Raw genomic sequence first — 19675 nt, 5'->3', positions numbered from 1 at the left:
GCGGCGCCGCACAGTCTTGTACGGTGAGCGTTCGCCGTCCGAACCGGGAGCCCGCCGCGTGAGCCGTACCGCCAACCGATCCGTCGTACCGTCGCCGTTCTGGCGTGATGCCGCGCTGCCGTTCATCGAAGCGCGCACCGTCGACGACGGCCGCGAGATCTGCTACGCGAAGCACACGCACGACACGTTCTCGGTGGGCGCGATCGTCGGCGGCACGAGCACCTACGTGAACGGCGCGACGAACGAGCACGTCGGGCGCGGCGTGCTCGTGATCATCGACCCGGAGCAGGTGCACGCGTGCAATCCGTACGGCCCGGATGCATGGGCGTACCGGATGGTCTATGTCGACGTGCCGTGGCTCGCGCGGCTGCAGCATTCGCTGGGCCGCGATTCGAACAGCGATTTTCACGGCTTTTCGCCGAAGTTGACGGAGCGCCACGACCTGTTCGCGCAATTTGGCGGCTTCTACCGCACGCTCGTCGCGCCCGGCGTCGATCCGCTCGGCAAGGAGAGCGCGGCAGTCGAGTTCTTCACGGCGCTGCACGGCGCGCTCGATCGCGAACTGCCCGGCCCGCGCGCCGGGGACGACAACGCCCGGCTCGCGCGCGCGGCCGACTACATCGCCGTGCATTGCCGTGAGGGCGTCACGCTCGATGCGATCTGCGCGGCGGCCGATCTGTCGCCGTCATACCTGATTCGCGCGTTCAACGCCCGCTACGGGATGACGCCGCATGCATTCCTGATCGATCGCCGCGTGCAGTACGGCCGCACGGAGCTGCGCCGCGGCCGGCCGATCGCCGACGTCGCGCTGGACGCAGGTTTTGCCGACCAGGCGCATTTCCAGCGCGCGTTCCGGCGAATCGCCGCCGCGACGCCCGGCCAGTACCGCAGCGCGACGAGCTGAAAAGCAAGCGCTACACGTCGAGCAGGAAGAGTGCGCTGCCGGCGAGCAGCAGCGCCATCAGCCGGTTGAACACGCGCATGTGCCGCGCGTTCGCCAGCCGGTGCCGCAGCGATGCGCCCGCATACGACCAGCACGCGATCGACGCGAAACAGATCACCAGATACAGCGCGGCAAACTGCCAGACCTGCGTGCGGTCGCCATCGGTCGCATACGCGCCCATCGCGGCCACGCACGCGAGCCACGCCTTCGGATTCAGCCACTGCATCGCCGCGCCGGCCGCCGCCGACGGGCCGGCCACGTCCGGGTCGGCCGACAGCCGGCCGTCATCGAGCGCGAGCCGCAGCGCCATGTACAGCAGGAACGCGATCCCCGACCACTGCGTGGCGGTCGTCAGCACCGGCCAGCGCGCGAGCGCCGCGTGCAGCCCGAGGCCAATCAGCAGGAACAGCGCGACGAAGCCGAGCGTCGCGCCGGCCGCATAGCGCAGGCTCGCGCCGAGGCCGTGGCGTGCGCCGGCACTGAGCGCGACGATGTTGACGGGACCGGGGGTGATCGACGAGGCGAGCGCGAACGCGGCCATCGAAACCAGCATGCTCATTGGATGTCTCCATGCGAAATGTCGAAAGTCGCATCGAGACTACGGGAGCCGAACTGGCCCGTATTGAAGAAAACTGCCCTCGGCGGGCGGCCGCGCGGCCGCCGTCAGTGCAACGCGCGGGGCGCGTGGGCCGGCCGGGTATCGTGCAGGTCGGCCGGGCGCAACGGGCCGCCGGCGCAGGGTTGCGTCGAGACCGAGAACCCGAACGTGTTGATGCCGCCCGAGCAGGCGACGAACACGCTGCCGCCGTGCATTTCGGCGACGGCCTTGACGATCGACAGCCCGAGCCCGTGGTTTTCCTTGCTGTTCGCGCGGGCCTCCTCGAGCCGGTAGAAGCGCTCGAACACGTGCGAACGCCGGGCGGGGTCGATCGGTTCGCCGGGGTTCGCGACGGACATTTCGACCAGCGTGTCACGGCGCACGATCGTCACGCTGACCGTCGCGCCGGGCGCCGAATGCTGGATCGCGTTGATCAGCAGGTTGGTCATCGCGCGGCGGAACAGCGACGGATCGACGGCCGCGCGCGCATCGCCGTGCAGCTCGGCGCGCAACTGCGCCTCGTCGAGCGGGATTTCGAGAAAGTCGAGCATGCGCCGCACTTCGTCGGCGAGCGACACGTCCTTCAGGTCGGTCGCACGTTCGCCGCGGTCGCTGCGCGACAGGAACAGCATGTCGTTGATGATCACGCGCAGCCGCTCGAATTCCTCGAGGTTCGACTGCAGCGTCTGCTGCATCCGCTCGACCGTGCGGTCGCGGCTGGTCAGCGCAACCTGGGTCTGGCCGATCAGGATGCTGATCGGCGTGCGCAGTTCGTGCGCGACGTCCGCGTTGAACGCCTCGAGTCGCGCGTAGGTTTGCTGGATGCGGTCGAGCGCGCCGTTGAACGATGTGGCGAGGTCGCGCAGTTCGGCCGGCAGCGCGTCGGTCTGCAGCCGCTGGCGGCGGTTCGCGAGGCTGATCGCGGATGCGTCCTGCGACAGCCGGTCGAGCGGCGCGAGCCCGAAACGGGCCACCGCACGGCTCAGCAGCAGCGTAATGATCGTCGCGATCGTGATCAGCGCGGCGAGCGTCCAGCCGAAGCGGCGCAGCATCCGCTGCGTGCGCTCGCACGAGCTGGCGACGACCAGCTTCAGCGTCGGCCGCTCGCCATTGCCGGCCACCGTGACGGTCTTCGTCATCACGTCGTAGGTGCTGTGGTTGAGCGCGTATTGCTGGAAGGCGCCGAACGGTGCGCCGACGGGCACCCCGTCGACAGGCTGGCCAAAGCGGAAGTCCGGGTTCGGGGTGTCGACCTGGTAGCGCGTCGAACCGTCGGGCGGTTCGAGATCGGCGAGCTTTTCCTGCATGAGGCGCCCGCGCTGCGGCGTGAGCGCATGCGACACGATCATCTCGGCGACCTTGGCGCGCGTGTCGAGCGTCGCGCGCAGCTCGGCGAACAACTGGCGCTCCATCATCACGAACAGCCCGCAGCCGACCAGCGTGAACACGAGCAGCGACACGATGCCGAACATCGCCGACAGCCGCAGGACGATCGAGCGTTTCATGCCGGCCTCTCGGTGTCGCCGTCCTCGCGCGCCTCGAGCACGTAGCCCATCCCGCGGATCGTGTGCAGCAGCTTGTCCGTGAACGGGCCGTCGAGTTTCGCGCGCAGCCGCTTGATCGCCGTTTCGACGACGTTCGCGTTGCTGTCGAAGTTCACGTCCCACACGAGTTCGGCGATGGTCGTCTTCGACAGCACCTCGCCGCTGCGCCGTGCGAGCACGCCGAGCAGCTGGAACTCCTGCGCGGTCAGGTCGAGCCGCGTGCCGTCGCGCGTGGCGCGGCGGCCGATCAGGTCGACCCGCAGGTCGCCGATCGAGATCAGCGTCGATTCCTGCACGCGTGCGCGGCGCGTCAGCGCGCGCAGCCGTTCGATCAGCTCAAGGAACGAGAACGGCTTGGTGAGGTAATCGTCGGCGCCGCCGCGCAGCCCGCGCACGCGGTCGTCGACGCGGTCGCGCGCGGTCAGCATGATGACGGGCGTCTGCTTCTGCGCGCGCAATGCGCGCAGCACGCCGAAGCCGTCCAGCTTCGGCAGCATCACGTCGAGCACGACCACGTCGTAGTCGAATTCGACGGCTTTCCATGCGCCGTCTTCGCCGTCGAGCGCGGTGTCGACGACCCAGCCTTCCTCGGTCAGGCCGCTCTTCAGGTATTCAACGACTTTCGGTTCGTCTTCGACGATCAGGACTTTCATGTTCGAATCCGTTGTCCGGGTAATCCGGTTAAGGGCTCGGGTGCGCCGGGGCCGGGGCCGGCGCCGGGGCTGCCGTCGCGACCTCGGCCGGCGCGGGGCCGCCCGCGGCATGGCCATCCCAGCCGCCGCCCAGCGCCTTCGCGAGAAACACGACGAGCGCCGCGCGCTGGCCCTGGATCTGCACGGCCTGTCGCTCGCTCGTCAGCAACTGCTGTTGGGCCGTCAGTACGTCGATGAACGGCGTCAGGCCGCCCGCGTAACGATCCTGCGCGAGCGACACGAGCTTGCGCGCGTCGTCGACGGCCGCGGAGGCTTGCTGCGCGGCGTCGGCGAGCACCGACAATCCCGTGACCGCATTCTGCACCTCCTGGAACGCGGTGAGCACGGTCTGCCGGTAGCTGGCCTGCGCGGCGACATAGCCGGCCTGCGCGAAATCGACGCCGGCCTTCAGCTTGCCGCCTTCGAACAGCGGCTGGCTGAGCGACCCGCCGACCGACCACAGCAACGCCGGCACGGTGAACAGGCCGGCGAAGCGCGTGGCATCCCAGCCGATATCGGGCGACAGCATGATGCGCGGGAAATATGCGGCGCGCGCGACGCCGATCTGCGCATTCGCGGCGGCCATCGCGCGCTCGGCCGACGCGACGTCGGGGCGCCGCTGCAGCACGTCGCTCGGCAGGCCGGTCGGCAGCGCCGGCGCGTTGATCGGCACGACGCGCGGTGCGATCGAGAAAGCGGGGGCCGGCGTGCCGACCAGCGTCGCGATCGCGGTTTCGACCTGCACGCGCTGCTGGAGCAGCAGTTGCGCCTGCGTGCGCGTCGCGTCGAGCTGCGCGCGCTGCTGCAGCAGATCGAGGCCCGACACCGCGCCGAGGTCGTGGCGCGCGCTCACGTAGTCGAGCGCCTTCTGCTGCAGATCGATCGAACGCTTGACGACGTCGATCTCGGTGTCGAATTCACGCAGCGCGAAATAGCTCGATGCGAGATCGGCGGTCAGCACCAGGCGGGCGTTCGCGAAATCGTCGCCGGCCTGCTCGGTGGTCGCCTGCGCCGATTCGACGCTGCGCCGCACGCGGCCGAACAGGTCGAGTTCGTAGCTGACGGCCGCGCCGACCTGGACGTCGTTCTGCACGGTCGACGTGCTTTGCGTCGCGTAGTTGGTCTGCGGCCGGTCGGCCGAGATCTTGAAGCGCTGGCCGCTCGCGTTCAGGCCGACGGCCGGATACTGCGCCGAGGCGACCGACGCGAGCGTCGCCTTCGCCTGGTCGTAGCGCGCGGCGACGGCCTTCAGGTTCTGGTTGTTGCGCAGCGCTTCAGCTTCCAGTGCATCGAGCTGCGGATCGCCGAACGCGGTCCACCATGCGGGGTCGAGCGGCGCGCTCGCCGGCGCGGCCGGATGCCAGTACGAATCCGCCGGATCGAGCCGCCATGCGGCCGGCGTGTCGACGTCGGGCCGCTTGTAATCGGGGCCAACCGTGCAGCCGGTGAGGGCGGCTGCGAGCGCAACGGCAGTGGCGACCGACGTGGCAGTGGCGGCAGGCCGCCGGCGGAGGCGCATCGCGATCACGACTTCGCCTCCGTGGCGCCGGAGGCCGGCTTCGCGGCCGGCGCCGAGACGATCACCTGGTCGCCGTTCGCGAGCGCGTCGCTCGGGTTCGTGACGAGGCGGTCGTTCGGCGTGAGCGGGCCGTCGACTTCGAGCGTCTGCCCGATCGTGCGCACGACCGTCACCGATTTCAGGCGCACCTGGCCGTTCGCGTCGACGGCTGCGACAGTCGGGCCTTCGGCGCGGAACAGCAACGTATTGGCCGGCACCTGCAGGCGGCCGACCGGCGTCATCGGCAAGGTGGCCTGCACGTACGCGCCGGGCAGCAGGCGGCCGTCCGGGTTCGGCAGCGTGATTTCGATCTGCAACGAGCGCGTCGCGACGTCGATCGCCTCGGACGTGCGCGTGATCGTCCCGTCGAAGGTCCGGCCCGGCAGCTCCGCCTGCGCGACGCTCACGTGCTGGCCGACCTTCACCTGCTGCGCGTACGCCTGCGGCACCTGCACGTAGAGGCGCAGCTGGTCGGCCTGCACGACCGTGAACAGCGAGCGGCCGGCGTTGCCGGAGCTGACGAGATCGCCGACGTCGACGTTGCGCTGCGTGACGATCCCGTCGATCGGCGCGACGATCCGCTGGAAGCCTTTCAGCTCGGTGAGGCGGCGCATGTTCGCATCGGCCGCAGCGAGGTTCGCGGTGCCCTGATTGAACGCGCCTTGCCGGTCGTCGAGCTCCTGCTGCGAGACCGCATCGCGCTGGCGCAACTGCTGCGCGCGGTCGAACGACGTCTTCGCGAGCGCGAGGGCGGCCTGCGCCTGCTGGCGCTGCGCGGTGGCCTGCGCGAGTTCCTGGTTCAGCTCGGGCGTGTCGAGTTCGGCGAGTGTCTGCCCCTGCTTCACGTGCGCGCCGATGTCGGCCTGCCAGCGCAGCACGTAGCCGCTCGCGCGGGCGTAGATCGGCGCCTCGACGAAGCCGCGCAGCGTGCCGGGCAGCGTCAGCTTGCCGCCGGTGGCCGCATCGACCGGATGCACGACGGTCACGTACTGGCGCGTGTTCTGCTCGGCAACGGCGTCGAGCCGGTTGCGGTTCAGCACGTTGACGACGACCGTGCGCGCGGCGCCGGCGGCCAGCAGCACGCCGATCACGATCAGGACGATCTTCCCGCGTCGCGACACCGACGTGCGCGTCGGCAGGTGCATGCCGCGTTCGTCTACCTGGATGCCGACGGAGCTGTGATGTTTCTCTTCCATGAATTCAACCAAATCAACCGGGTAGTGGGACGAAAATCAGTGGCCGGCCTGGCGCGCACGCCGGCGGGCCAGCCGCGCATGCACACCGCCGAACACGAGCGGCACGAACAGCAAGGTCGACACGGTCGCGAACAGCAGCCCGCCGATCACCGCGCGGCCGAGCGGCGCATTCTGCTCGGCGCCTTCGCCGAGACCGAGCGCCATCGGCACCATCCCGATGATCATCGCGAGCGCCGTCATCAGCACCGGCCGGATCCGCGTCGCGCCGGCTTCCAGTGCGGCCGTGAGCGGCGGCGCGCCGGCCTCGAGGCGCTGGCGCGCGAACGACACGACCAGGATGCTGTTCGCGGTCGCGACGCCCACCGTCATGATCGCGCCCGTCAGCGCGGGCACGCTCAGGTGCGTGCCGGTGATGAACAGCATCCAGACGATGCCGGCGAGCGCGGCCGGCATCGCGCTGATGATGATCAGCGGGTCGAGCCACGACTGGAAATTGACGACGATCAGCAGGTAGACCAGCACGATCGCCATCGCGACGCCCGCGCCGAGGCCGAGGTACGACGTGCGCATCGTCTCGATCTGGCCGCGCATCGTCAGTTCGGTGCCGCGCGGCAGCGTGGCGCGCGCATCGGACACGATGCGGTCGATCTCGCCGGCCACCGCGCCGAGGTCGCGGCCTTCGACGCTCACGTACACGTCGATCGCCGGGCGGATGTTGTAGTGCGTGATCACGGCCGGGTTCGCGGTGCTGCGCACCTGCACGAGGTTGCCGAGCAGTTGCAGCGGCATGCCGGTGCGACCGCTTGCCGAGATCGGCGTGCCGAGCAGGTCGTCGACCGACGAGATGCTGTATTGCGGGGTCTGGATCTGCAGCGGGTACTGGACCCCGGTGCGCGGGTTGATCCAGAACGACGGCGTGGTCTGAGAACTGCCGGACAGCGAGATCAGCATGTTCTGCGCGACGTTCTGCGCGGAGAGGTTGAGCTGCTGCATGCGCGTACGGTCCATGTCGGCCAGCAGGGTCGGCTCGTCGTTGCGTTGCAGCACGTGCACATCGACGGCGCCGGGGATTTGCCTGAACTTTTTCATCAGGCTGCTCGCGATAGTCATGTTACTCGCGAGATCGTTGCCGAGCACCTGCAGGTCGATCGCGGCCGGTTGGCCGAAGTTGAGGATCTGCGTGATGATGTCCGACGGCTGGAAGAAGAACTCGACGCCCGGGAAGCGCTGGGGCAGCACCGTGCGCAGCGCGTGAATGTAGTCCTGGGTCGCGCGATGGCCGGGCTTCAGCGCGATCAGCAGCTCGCCGTCGAGCGTGCCGATCGTGCCGGCGTTGCTGTACGACAGGTTGATGCCGCTCGCCGGCAGGCCGAGGTTGTCGACGATCGCGCCGAGTTCGTCCGGCGGCACGGTTTCGCGGATCACGCGCTCGACCTGGTCGGCAAGGCGGGCGGTTTCCTCGATCCGGTAGCCGGTCGGCGCACGCATGTGCAGCCGGATGTTGCCGGAATCCGCATTCGGGAAGAAGTCGCGGCCGAGCACGAACACGAGGCCCGTCGACAGCACACAGAAGCCGAGGAAGCACATCGCGTAGAAGCGGCGGCGTACCAGCAGGATGCTGAGCAGCACGATGTACCACGCGCGCAGCCGCTCGAACGCATCGTTGAACGCATGATGGATGCGCGCGAAGCGCGACGTCGCATGGTCGGGGCCGGTGCTCGCCTGCTGCGGGCGGAACAGCAGCATCGCGAGCGTCGGCACCAGCGTGCGCGACAGCACGTACGACGCGAGCATCGCGAACACGACCGCTTCCGCGAGCGGCACGAACAGGAAGCGCGCGACGCCCGTCAGGAAGAACATCGGCACGAACACGATACAGATGCACAGCGTCGACACGAACGCGGGCACCGCGATTTCGCCCGCGCCTTCGAGGATCGCGTCGTGCAGGTTCGTGCCGAGATGCAGGTGCCGCTCGATGTTCTCGATCGTCACCGTCGCATCGTCCACCAGGATCCCGACCGCGAGCGCGAGCCCGCCGAGCGTCATGATGTTGATGGTCTCGCCGAGCGCGGAAAGCGCGATCAGCGACGTGAAGATCGACAGCGGGATCGAGATCGCGATGATCAGCGTGCTGCGCCAGTTGCCGAGGAACAGCAGGATCATCATCGCGGTCAGCACGGCGGCGATCAGCGCCTCGTGGATCACGCCCTGGACGGCCGCGTTGACGAACACCGACTGGTCGAACAGCGGCGTGATCGTGAGCCCTTCGGGCAGCGTCGGGATCACCTTCGGCAGCAATGCCTTCAGGTCCCCCACGACCTTGAGCGTCGATGCGTCGCCGCTTTTCAGGATCGAGATGAGCACGCCGCGCTGGCCGTTCTGGCGCACGACGTTGGTCTGCGGCGCGAAGCCGTCGCGCACCGATGCCACCTCGCGCAGGTAGGTCGTCGCACCGTTGACGGTCTGGATCGGCAGGCTGCTGATGTCGGCGATGGTGTCGGCCGACGCGTTCGTGTCGATCCGGTATTCGGTCTGGCCCATCTTCGCGGTGCCGGTCGGCAGCACGAGGTTCTGCGCGTTGACCGCGTTGACGATGTCGGCGGGGGTGAGCCCTTTCGCGAGCAGCGCCTGCGGATCGAGGTCGATCGCGACCACGCGCGTGCGGCCGCCGTACGGGAACGGGATCTGCACGCCCGGCACCGTGATCAGCTGCGGACGCAGGAAGTTGAGCGCGATGTCGGCGAGCGACTGTTCGCTGAGCGTCTTGCTCGACAGCCCGAGCTGGATCACCGGGATGCTCGACGCCGAATAGGTGATCACGAGCGGCGGTGTCGCGCCCTGAGGCATCTGCCGCACGATCGCTTGCGCGGACGAGACCGTCTGCGCGATCGCCGTCTGCACGTTCGCGCCCGGTTGCAGGAACACCTTCACGACCGCGATGCCGGGCAGCGACGTCGATTCGACGTGCTGGATGTTGTTGACGGTCGTCGTCAGGATCCGCTCATGCACGGACGTGATGCGGTTCGTCATCTCGGTCGCGGAGAAGCCGCTGTAATTCCAGATGACGCTGATCACGGGAATGTTGATCGCGGGCAGCACGTCGACCGGCGTGCGCATCAGCGCAAGCGGGGTGGCCAGCACGATCATGATGGCCATCACGATGAACGTGTAGGGGCGCTTGAGCGCGAGATTGACGATCCACATGGAGGCAGCGGGACAGGCGGTGATCAGGCGTGGGTAAATGGAACCCGAATGATAGGCGTCGGCGTGGAACGGGTTACTGTCGCGAAACTGGCGGAATTGTCAGGTTGGGGGGCGGCGGCCGATCGCCGATTCAGCAGAGGAAACGCAGCGCGGCGCGACGGCCGGAAAACGGCAGCGGTATCGGCCGCGATTTCGGCAGCGGTATCGGCCGCGATATCGGACGGGCATGCCGCTTCGGTGGCGATTCCGTTCATCGGTCCGCGCTCAGATCTGCTCCATCCCGACACGCGCGAGCGCACCGAGATCGACCACATCGATCTGGTTGTACGCGAGCCGCAGCGCGCCGAGCTTCTCGAGCTGCTGCAGCGCCTGGTTGATCCGCTGCCGCGACACGCCGACGAGCATCCCCAGTTCCTCCTGCGAAATCGACAGCGACGGGCCGGTGTCCGGGTACAGGTCGGGGTTGAAAAGCTGCGTGAGCGCCTGCGCGACGCGCGCATCGACGTCGAGCAGCCGGCTGTTCTGGATCGACGCGATGAATTCGCCCATCCGGTTGTTCAACTGGTGGATCACGAAGCGCGTGAACGGCAGGCTCGTGTCGAGCAGCGCATGGAACGTGTCGACCGGCACGAACAGCACGGTCGAGCGCTGGATCGCGACGACCTCGTACTTGCGCAGCTCGCGCTTGATCACGCTGCCTTCGCCGAACCAGCCGCCCGACGGCACGCCGGAGAACGTGCAGCCGCGCCCCGACGCATTGAAGATCGCGAGCTTCAGCAGCCCGCGGTGCACGCCGATCCAGTATTCCGACGGCGCGAGCCGATGGGCGATCACGTCGCCGGCCTCGCACTGCTCGACGCGCGACTGCGCGAGCACGAGCGCCTGGTGCTCGGGCGCGAGCGTGCGGAACCAGGCGCACTGGCCGAACAGCGTGGCAAGCGGCGGCAGCGGGCCCGGTTCGGAGGGCGCGTCGGCCGTGTTGGCGGGCGCGTCGGGCGGGGCAGCGAGTGGGTCGTGCATGGGTGCGGGTTTGCGAGGATAGGGATAACGCGCAGCGCGTGAAAGGCACTCTGTCGTTTCGATGACAGACGGCTCACAATAGCGCCCGTTAGGCTGTCGGCAATTGAACCACATCAAAACGATCCGGGGTGGATGCGCCCCGGTCGACAGGACACGGGAGACAGGATCATGACGCAGATGTTCGAGGCCGGACTCGGCCGCCGCGACGCGAATTACGTGCCGCTCACCCCGATCGACTTCCTGGTCAGGACGGCCGAAGTCTATGGCGATCGCCTTGCGATCGTACACGGCGACGTGCGGCGCACTTGGGGCGAGACCTGCACGCGCGCGAAGCAACTGGCGAGCGCGCTCGCGCGGCTCGGCATCGAACGTGGCGACACGGTCGCGGCGATGCTGCCGAACATCCCGGCGATGGTCGAGGCGCACTTCGGCGTGCCGATGGCCGGCGCGGTGCTGAACACGATCAACACGCGGCTCGACGTGTCGTCGGTGCTGTTCATGCTGCGTCATGGCGAGGCGAAGGTGCTGATCGTCGACACCGAGTATGCGGAGTTCGCGCATCGCGCGGCGCTCGAGGTGCCGGGCCTGAAGATCGTCAGCGTGGCCGATGCGATGCCGGCCGATCCCGCGCGCTTCGCGGGCGCGACCGACTACGAGGCGCTCGTCGCAAGCGGCGACGCCGGCTACGCATGGACGCCGCCCGCCGACGAATGGGAGGCGATCGCGCTGAACTATACGTCCGGCACGACCGGCGACCCGAAGGGGGTGGTCTATCACCATCGCGGCGCGTATCTCGCGGCAATCAGCAACATCCTCGAATGGGACATGCCGAAGCACGCCGTCTACCTGTGGACGCTGCCGATGTTCCACTGCAACGGCTGGTGCTTCCCGTGGGCCGTCGCGGCGCGCGCGGGCGTGAACGTCTGCCTGCGCAAGTTCGATGCGAAGACGGTGTTCGACCTGATCCGTCGCGAACGCATCACGCACTACTGCGGTGCGCCGATCGTGCAGAGCGCGATCGCGAACGCACCGGCCGAATTCCGTGAAGGCATCGACCACACGGTACATGCGATGGTCGCGGGCGCGGCGCCCGCGCCGGCCGTGATCGCGAAGATGAAGGAAATCGGCTTCGACCTGCTGCACGTGTACGGGCTGACCGAGGTGTATGGCCCGGCGACCGTCTGCGCGAAGCAGTCGCACTGGGAAGAACTGAGCGACGAGGATCGTGCGCGGCTCAATGCGCGCCAGGGCGTGCGCTATCACCTCGAAGCGGGCGCGACGGTGCTCGATCCCGACACGATGGCGCCGGTGCCGGCCGACGGCGAGACGCTCGGCGAGATCATGTTCCGCGGCAACATCTGCATGAAGGGTTACCTGAAGAACCCGAAGGCGACCGACGAGGCGTTCCACGGCGGCTGGTTCCATACCGGCGATCTCGCGGTGCTGATGCCGGACGGCTATATCCGGATCAAGGATCGCAAGAAGGACATCATCATCTCGGGTGGCGAGAACATCTCGAGCATCGAGGTCGAGGATGCGCTGTACCGGCACCCGGCAGTGGCGGTGGCGGCGGTCGTCGCGATGCCCGATCCGAAGTGGGGCGAGGTGCCGTGCGCGTTCGTCGAGCTGCGCGAAGGCGCAAGCGTGACCGAGGAGGAGATCGTCGCGCATTGCAAGGCGCTGCTTGCGGGCTTCAAGGTGCCGAAGGCCGTGCGGTTCGGCGAGCTGCCGAAGACGTCGACCGGCAAGATCCAGAAATTCCAGCTGCGCAATGCGGTCGGATCGGACAAGGCGATCGATCTGGCAGGCGACAACGTGCCGGGCAAGAAGGCGCAGTAAGCCGCGGCATTCGGGCCGGCGGTGGCGCTTCGTCGCTCCGGCGGCGGTGCCGCCGGGCCGCCATCGTTCAAGTGCGAATCGTCATCAGCGCGGGCAGCTTCGAGACGTCCGGCTGCGCGTCGAGACGCCACAGCCAGTCGAGCGCGCGACGCGTTTGCGCCGTCTTCCAGTACGGCCGGACGCATCGCGTGAACTTGGTCTCGAAATCCGCGCGCGTCATCGGATGGTGCGGGAAGCCAGGCAGGTCGTCGACTTCGCGCGTGAACCTGCGGCCGTCGTCGGTCACGGCGGTCACGCGATTCGGCGCGTACTGCGGATAGCGTGCCGTCAACTCCGGATCCTCCACGACCGTGACCCGCTCGATCAGCGCACGCAGCTTCGGGTCGCGCAGCGCCGCCAGGGTATAGCTGGCCGTCGTGATGTCGCCGTCGAGCATGGCGCGCGCGACGACGTACGGCAGGCTGTGATCGGCTGTCTCGCTGGTCTCGGGCGCCCATTTCTGCCGGTCCTTGCCGGCCGTGACGTAGCCGACCTGCGTCGTCGCGATCTCGATGCTGCGGATCCGCCCGAGGTCGCCGACTTGCGCGGCGACGTCGATCGCCGCCGGAATCGACGTCTGCGTGAGCCCCTGCGCCGGGTAGTACTTCACGATGCAGTCGTTGATGCGGAAACGTCCGCCGCGCCCGCCGAACTGCGCGAGGTCGACGTCGAATGCGCCCGAGATCTGCCGGAAGAAGCCGGCGTTGCCCTCGAAGATCGGTGACGGGCCGGTCAATCCCTCACGTGCCAGGCGCGTTGCGAAGATCGCGTTGCGCGCGGCGTCCGCATCGGCCAGCGCTTTCCAGTTCGACAGCTCCTGGATGCGCGTCTGGTTGAGCGCCATGTGCCCGTTGATCGCCAGATTCACGGCCTGCACGAGCTGCGCGCGGGGCAACGACATCAGCCGGCCGGTCGCGAGTGCGACGGCCGGCAGGCTGTAGCACGTATGGTCCCAGCCGCGCGGGCTGATCGCGGCCGCGTCCATCAGGCGGCAATTGATCTCGTAAGCCAGCGCGATCGCGAGGATCAGGTCGCGGCCGCTGCCGCGCTGCGCTTCGGCCACGGCGAGGCACGGCGCGACGTTGTCGCTCGGGTGGCCGGTTTCCTTGCCCGCGTACGCATCGTTGAGGTCGAAGTAGCGCAGCGCGGCGCCGTTGGCGAAGGCGGCCAGATCGGGCGTCGTGCGTTGCGCGGTGCCGAGCAGCGTCGATGTGCCGCCGCCCGTTGCGAGCGCAACCTGTCGGGCGATGCGGACCGGTGCTTCGTCGTGGGCGGCGATCGCGCAGCCGAGTGCGTCGATGAAATGCGCCTTGACGGTCTCGACCGTTGCCGCGTCGAGATCCTCGTAGCGCAGCGAGGCGGCGTAGTCGGCCAGTTGATGGGCGAGATTGACGGGCGATGCGGGCGTCTGTGCAAGCGTGCGCAACGGCAGGGCGCCCGCGACGGCGGCGCTGGTCAGGGTGGACAGGAAGTGGCGTCGATTCATGTTCTGGGTCATCGGGAAAATGGGTCGAAAAGCGTGTACGTGGCAGCCGGGCAGCGCGCTAGAACAGCTTGCGCATGCCGATGGCGATGCCGAGCGAGCTGCTGCGGTTGCTGGCGAGCGAATAGTTGAGGATGCGGTAGTTGTAGTTGTCGAAATCGAGCGCGGCGCGCCATGCGTAGCCGCTGGTCAGATAGAGCGTGGTGGCTTTCGACAGCGCGTAGTTGAATTGCACCGTGATCTGCTTCGGGTTGTCGGGATCCGGCGCCGACTGGCCGGCCGCGGGATTCTGCTTGCCGATGTCCTCGTAATAGAACGCGCCGATCACCTGCAGCACGGGCGAGACCTGGTAACGCGTGCCGAGCCAGTAGAAGTTGAAGCGTGTGACCACGCCGGGCGTGGTCACACTGCCGTTCGCATGGGCGAAGCCCGCGATCAGTTGCGCCGCGCCCACCGTGTAGATCGCGGAGGCCGCATAACGCCGGAAATGGGTGATGTCGGCGGGCTGCGTGCCGTTGACGTTGTCGTAGGCGGCGGCCACCGACAACGCCGCCCCCGTGTATTCGAAGCCGATCCCCGAGGCCGCGCCGCTGCGAAACGATCCCGGCGTGCCGCCGAACGAATAGTGCGCCTGGATCGCAACCGGCCCGAAGGTCACGCGGTACTTCGCCATGTTGTTCTCGCGGAAGTTCAGGCCGACGATCGCGCCGGCGGGCTCGTAGATCGTCGAGTACGCGATGGTTGGCGAATAGTGCTCCATCACGTCGAACAGCGTCGTGTACTGGCGGCCGAGGCGCAGCGTGCCCCACCGGTCGTTTTGCAGACCGACCCACGCGGAACGATCGAATCCGCCGGAATTCGTGCCGCTGTTGAGGTTGATTCCGCTTTCCAGCCGGAACACGGCCTGCCAGCCGCCACCGAGCGCTTCCGAACCCTTGATGCCCCAGCGGGAGCCGCTTTTGCCGCCCGAACCCATCCGCACGAGCGACCCGGAGCCGCCCGGCGTGGCGGCGTTCTGGTGCGTGAGGGTCTCGAGGTAGATGTCGGCGACGCCGTACAGCGTCAGGCTGCCCTGGGCGCTCGCGGTGGCGGAGGCCACCCCGAGGCCGCACAAGGCGAACAGCTTCTTCTTCATCGTTGTCTCCTGTTTTTTGATGTTGTTGTGTCAGTCATGCGAATCGACGGGACGGCCGGCGTGCGATACGCGCGACGCGCCGTCCGGAGCGGCGACGAGTGCCGCCGCGTTGCGGCCGGCGACGCACGTTCGCCAGCACGTCGCGCGCGTGAACGGGCGCTAGCGGGGCCCGTCCTGCGTGCGGCCCGGCTGCGCCTGGCGCCGCGCGAGCACACGTCGTGCGCGCTCGACTACCGGCGCGTCGATCATCTTTCCGCCGACGCGCAGCGCGCCGCGCCCGTCCGTGCACGCGGCTTCGTACGCGTCGATCAGCGTCTGCGCGGCCTGAATTTCGTCGTCCGTCGGCGCGAATGCGCGGTTCAGGATCGGCACCTGCGCGGGATGGATGCAGGTCGCGCCGGCGAAGCCCATCGCCTTCGAGCGTCGTGCCATCCGCGCGAACCCATCGAGATCGTCGAGCGAGTCGGGCGTGCCGGCGAGGCCGAGCGGCAGCACGCCGGCCGCGCGTGCCGCGATGACCAGCAGTTGCTTGGGCACGTTCAGCACGTCCGCGCTCGCGTCGCTCTCGCAGTGCAGCGCGAAATCGCCGCCGCCGAGCATCAGCGCCGCGATGCGCGGCGACGCACGGGCAATTCGTGCTCTCGCCTCGAACGCGCCGGGTGTCTCGATCATCGCGATCACGCGGGTCGAGCCGTGCGCGACGCCATGTTCGTCCTCCAGTTCGCCGAGCAGCGCGTCGATCGCCTCGAGGTGCGACGCGCCGAGGACTTTCGGGATCGCGACACCGCCGGCCCCCGCGGCAACCGCCGCGCGCAGGTCGGGCACCAGCCATTGCAGCGAAGCGTTGATCCGGACCAGCACGTCGCTGCCCGTCGCCTTCAGATGCGGCACGGCTGCCGCCAGCGCGTCGCGTGCGATCGCCTTCCGGTCGGCCGGCACGCTGTCTTCGAGGTCCAGCAGCAACGCGTCGGCGCCGCACGCGGCGGCCTTGGCGACGAATCGCGGGACGTGGGCCGGCACGTACAGCAGCGAGCGCCAGCCGGGGGCATTGCAGAGGAGGTTATTCATGGTCATCCGTAAAAATGAAAGTCACTTTCATTTTTGTGCGGATCTTGAAGGTTCGTCAATATCGAGGTTTACCCGCGCAGATAAAGGGGTTGCGTGAGATCGTGGAGCGCGGTCGATCTCATTCCCTGTTGACAGGATGAATCGCATCCATAAAAATGAAAGTCACTTTTGTTTTTGTGCGAATGCACTCCGGTGCCGTCCGGCCCGGTTTTTCTTGACGAGGTAGTGATGAATGCTCAGGCAGATGGCGGCGTATCGGCCGTCAATCGTGCGTTGTCGGCGCTCCTGGCGTTCGGCGATGCGCCGAACGGGTTGATGCTCGCGCAGGTCAGCGAGGCGACGGGGCTCAACATGAGCACGCTGCTGCGCCTGTTCGAATCGCTCGAGATGTTCCAGTTCGTCAAGCGCATGCCCGACGGCCGCTACGTGCTCGGGCCGGCCACGTTCCATCTCGGCATGATGTATCGCGAGTCGTTCCAGCTGCGCGAGCACGCGGTGCCGTTGCTGGCGCGGCTGTCGGAGGAAACCGCCGAAACCTCGGCGTTCTATGTGCGCGATGGCGACGAGCGTGTATGCCTGTTTCGCGCGTATGCACAGCGTGCCGTTCACACCAACGTGCGCGAAGGCGACCGCTTCCCGCTCGAGGCCGGGGCGGCCGGTCGGATCCTGCTCGCGTTCTCCGGCACGCGTGGCGGCGATTACGACAAGATCGCCGAGCAGGGCTACGCGGTGTCGATCGCGGAACGCGACCCGGAGAGTGCGGCGATCGCCTGTCCGGTGTTCGGGGTGGGCCGCTCGCTCGCCGGCGCGATTTCGCTGGGCGTGCCGCGCTATCGCTTCAACAAGAAGGTGCTTGCCGACTACCTGCCGCGCGTGCAGGCCGCAGCGAGCGAACTGACCCATACGCTGGGCGGCGATCTGCCGGTGTCGGGCAGCGTGCCCGCGGCAATCGGCCCGCAGGGCGAACTGCAGGATTAATCCACCAGGAGAATCGTCATGTCGGAACCCTTGGCGCAAGCCGGAACCGAAAGCGCCAGTCATGCGGGCCGTATCGGGCCGCTCCACGGCCGCCAGTTCGACGCGGACGCCGCCGGCCCGTTGTCGGGCGTGCGCGTGGTCGACCTGTCGCGGCTGATGGCCGGCAACATGCTGAGCGTGCAGCTCGCGGATTTCGGTGCGGACGTCATCAAGGTCGAGCCGGAGCAGGGCGATACGCTGCGTGCGGTCGGCGCAGGCGGTATCAGCACGAACTGGAAGGTGTACGGGCGCAACAAGCGCAGCGTGTGCATCGATCTGCGCACGCCCGAAGGTATCGACGTCGTGCTGGCGCTGGTGCGCGACGCAGACGTGTTCATCGAGAGCTTCAAGCCCGGCGTGCTCGAGCAGATGGGCCTCGGCCCCGACGTGCTGCTGGCGGTCCGCCCGAAGCTCGTGATCGCGCGCATTTCCGGATGGGGGCAGACGGGGCCGTATCGTCACAAGCCCGGCTTCGGCACACTCGCGGAAGGTTACTCGGGCTTCGCGGCGATCAACGGCTTCGCCGACCGCGAGCCGGTGCTGCCGCCGATGTTTCTCGGCGACATGACGGCCGGCCTGTCGGGCGCGATTGCCGTGATGGTCGGGTTATGGGCGCGCGACGCGAACGACGCGCCGGGCCAGGTGATCGACGTATCGTTGTTCGAGCCGCTGCTGTCGATTCTCGGGCCGTCCGCGGCGAACTATGCGATGACCGGCAAGGTCAAGCCGCGCACGGGCAGCCGCTCCACCAACACGGCGCCGCGCAACGCCTATCGCACGCGCGACGACCGCTGGCTGTGCCTGTCGAGCTCGACGCAGACGATGGCGGAGCGCCTGTTTTGCGCGATCGGGCGGCCCGATCTCGTGGACGATCCGCGCTATCGCACCAATGTGCTGCGCGTGCAGCATGCGCAGCAGCTCGACGAGATCGTCGGCGGTTTCGTCGCGGCGCGCGATCTGGCCGACAATCTCGCCTTCTTCGAGGAGACGGGCGTCACGGCCGGCCCGATCCATGATGTTAGCCAGGTTGTTCAGGACCACTATGTGATAGAGCGGGAGGCACTGGTGAACGTGCCGGATGAAGACGTCGGCACGCTGCCGATGCACAACATCGCGCCGCGCTTCTCGCATACGCCGGGCACGTTCCGGCGCCCGGCGCCGCGGCTCGGGGAAAACAACCGCGAGATCCTCGTGCCGCTGCTCGGCGAGCTCGAGTTCGCACGCCTCGCCGAACGCGGGGTGATCTGTCACGGGTAACGACTGACGGGTACGCGCATCCGCGGCCTGCGATACAGATAATTCAGGAGACCTTCAAAATGAATCCGCGCTGGAAGCACCGGCCCCCCGGCTCGAACTGGGGCGATTTTGGCGACGACGACCAGAAAGGTCGCCTCAACTGGCTCACGCCGCAGAAGACGCTGGAGGGCGTGCGCGAGGTGCGCGAAGGGCGCGTGTTTTCGCTCAGCCTGCCGCTCGACGTGCCTCATGGCGGCGGGCTCAACGCGCGGCGGCGGCCGCCCGCGATCATGCCCGCGCTGATGCACGACAAGCCGTACTTCGGCTATCGCGCGGAGGAGCAGGTCGCGCATGCGACGGACGTCGTATGTGACGACGCGTTCTGCCTGCACTCGCAGTTTTCGACCCAATGGGATGCGCTGTCGCACGTCGGCGGACTGTTCGACGCGGATGGCGACGGCGACGCGGAAGCCGTGTTCTACAACGGCTACCGGATGGGCGAACACGTGCGGGTACCCGAAGTCGGCGCACAGGTGGGCGGCGCCCGCGCGCTCGGCATCGAGCACATGGCGGCGAGCGGTGTGCAGGGGCGCGGCGTGATGATCGACCTGCGGCATCATTTCGGCGATGCGCGCCGCAAGGTCGGCTATGCGGATCTCATGGCGGTGATGTGGGCCGACAACGTGGTCGTCGAGCGCGGCGACATCGTCTGCCTGCATACCGGCTTTGCCGACCGGCTGCTCGAAGCCGAATTGCCCGGTCACCCGCTGGACGTGCACGCCACCTGCTGCGTGCTCGACGGCGACGATCCGCGCCTGCTCGAATGGATCGACGAGTCCGGGCTCGCCGCCCTGGTCGCGGACAACCACGCGGTCGAAGAGCGTCCGCGTGCGCCCCTGCCGCGCACCGAAAGGGGGCCGTTGATGCCGCTGCACGCACTGTGCCTCTTCAAGCTCGGCATCCATCTCGGCGAGCTGTGGCATCTCACGCCGCTCGCGCGCTGGCTGCGCGAGCACCAGCGCAATCGCTTCCTGTTGACGGCGCCGCCGCTGCACCTGCGCGGCCTCGTCGGCTCGCCGGTCAATCCGGTCGCGACCGTCTGA

At 68.0% G+C, this 19675-nt stretch carries 15 protein-coding genes; 5 read left to right on the top strand and 10 right to left on the bottom strand.

Going from position 1 to position 19675, the window contains the following annotated elements:
• Window positions 1-58 precede the first annotated feature (58 nt).
• The gene (locus tag BCEP18194_RS31425) at window positions 59-904 is read left to right on the top strand and encodes an AraC family transcriptional regulator (protein WP_011355334.1); all 846 of its coding nucleotides are present in this window, start codon (window positions 59-61) and stop codon (window positions 902-904) included.
• Between the two features lie 10 nt (window positions 905-914).
• Here BCEP18194_RS31425 and BCEP18194_RS31420 read toward each other — a convergent pair whose 3' ends face one another.
• The 7 genes from BCEP18194_RS31420 to BCEP18194_RS31390 all read right to left on the bottom strand — a co-directional run bounded on the left by BCEP18194_RS31420 (window position 915) and on the right by BCEP18194_RS31390 (window position 10755).
• Window positions 915-1502: a LysE family translocator gene (locus BCEP18194_RS31420; protein ID WP_011355333.1), complete on the bottom strand. Its 588-nt coding sequence runs from the start codon at window positions 1500-1502 to the stop codon at window positions 915-917.
• Between the two features lie 104 nt (window positions 1503-1606).
• Complete coding sequence (locus tag BCEP18194_RS31415) at window positions 1607-3046, bottom strand: heavy metal sensor histidine kinase (protein ID WP_011355332.1); 1440 nt, start codon at window positions 3044-3046, stop codon at window positions 1607-1609.
• On the bottom strand, window positions 3043-3738 hold the full coding sequence (locus tag BCEP18194_RS31410; RefSeq protein ID WP_011355331.1) for a heavy metal response regulator transcription factor: 696 nt from the start codon (window positions 3736-3738) through the stop codon (window positions 3043-3045). Before BCEP18194_RS31410 ends, BCEP18194_RS31415 begins: the two co-directional genes overlap by 4 nt.
• A 28-nt stretch (window positions 3739-3766) precedes the next feature.
• On the bottom strand, window positions 3767-5296 hold the full coding sequence (locus tag BCEP18194_RS31405) for an efflux transporter outer membrane subunit (RefSeq protein ID WP_011355330.1): 1530 nt from the start codon (window positions 5294-5296) through the stop codon (window positions 3767-3769).
• A gap of 5 nt (window positions 5297-5301) precedes the next feature.
• Entirely contained in the window at window positions 5302-6531 is a 1230-nt protein-coding gene (locus tag BCEP18194_RS31400; protein ID WP_011355329.1) for an efflux RND transporter periplasmic adaptor subunit, read from the bottom strand.
• A 36-nt stretch (window positions 6532-6567) separates the two neighbouring features.
• The gene (locus BCEP18194_RS31395) at window positions 6568-9735 is read right to left on the bottom strand and encodes an efflux RND transporter permease subunit (protein WP_011355328.1); all 3168 of its coding nucleotides are present in this window, start codon (window positions 9733-9735) and stop codon (window positions 6568-6570) included.
• Between the two features lie 264 nt (window positions 9736-9999).
• Window positions 10000-10755, bottom strand: coding sequence for a Crp/Fnr family transcriptional regulator (locus tag BCEP18194_RS31390; protein ID WP_011355327.1), 756 nt, complete (start codon window positions 10753-10755; stop codon window positions 10000-10002).
• 168 nt (window positions 10756-10923) lie between these two features.
• Between BCEP18194_RS31390 and BCEP18194_RS31385 the strand changes: the two genes are divergently transcribed.
• Complete coding sequence (locus BCEP18194_RS31385; RefSeq protein ID WP_011355326.1) at window positions 10924-12594, top strand: acyl-CoA synthetase; 1671 nt, start codon at window positions 10924-10926, stop codon at window positions 12592-12594.
• 67 nt (window positions 12595-12661) lie between these two features.
• On the opposite strand, the gene BCEP18194_RS31380 is transcribed toward BCEP18194_RS31385, so the two are convergent.
• The 3 genes from BCEP18194_RS31380 to BCEP18194_RS31370 form a co-directional block, all read right to left on the bottom strand.
• Window positions 12662-14119 carry an MmgE/PrpD family protein gene (locus BCEP18194_RS31380; RefSeq protein ID WP_041493589.1) on the bottom strand — a complete coding sequence of 486 codons (1458 nt, stop codon included), beginning with the start codon at window positions 14117-14119 and terminating at the stop codon, window positions 12662-12664.
• 58 nt (window positions 14120-14177) lie between these two features.
• Window positions 14178-15251, bottom strand: a complete 1074-nt coding sequence (locus tag BCEP18194_RS31375) for a porin (protein ID WP_011355324.1) — start codon at window positions 15249-15251, stop codon at window positions 14178-14180.
• A 159-nt stretch (window positions 15252-15410) separates the two neighbouring features.
• A complete protein-coding gene (locus tag BCEP18194_RS31370) occupies window positions 15411-16325 on the bottom strand; it encodes an HpcH/HpaI aldolase/citrate lyase family protein (RefSeq protein WP_011355323.1) in 915 nt (304 codons plus the stop codon).
• Between the two features lie 222 nt (window positions 16326-16547).
• Here BCEP18194_RS31370 and BCEP18194_RS31365 point away from each other — a divergent pair, with 222 nt between their 5' ends.
• The 3 genes from BCEP18194_RS31365 to BCEP18194_RS31355 are packed head-to-tail and all read left to right on the top strand — an operon-like array spanning window position 16548 to window position 19675.
• Window positions 16548-17297 (top strand): IclR family transcriptional regulator, encoded by a 750-nt coding sequence (locus BCEP18194_RS31365; protein ID WP_011355322.1) that lies wholly within the window; start codon window positions 16548-16550, stop codon window positions 17295-17297.
• Window positions 17298-17315: 18 nt separating this feature from the next.
• Entirely contained in the window at window positions 17316-18593 is a 1278-nt protein-coding gene (locus BCEP18194_RS31360; protein WP_011355321.1) for a CaiB/BaiF CoA transferase family protein, read from the top strand.
• Window positions 18594-18652: 59 nt separating this feature from the next.
• Window positions 18653-19675: a cyclase family protein gene (locus BCEP18194_RS31355; protein ID WP_011355320.1), complete on the top strand. Its 1023-nt coding sequence runs from the start codon at window positions 18653-18655 to the stop codon at window positions 19673-19675.

This window comes from Burkholderia lata, assembly GCF_000012945.1.
Classification (GTDB): domain Bacteria; phylum Pseudomonadota; class Gammaproteobacteria; order Burkholderiales; family Burkholderiaceae; genus Burkholderia; species Burkholderia lata.
Note: the sequence above shows the minus strand (reverse complement) of the source record. Positions and strands in the feature narration are given on the sequence as shown.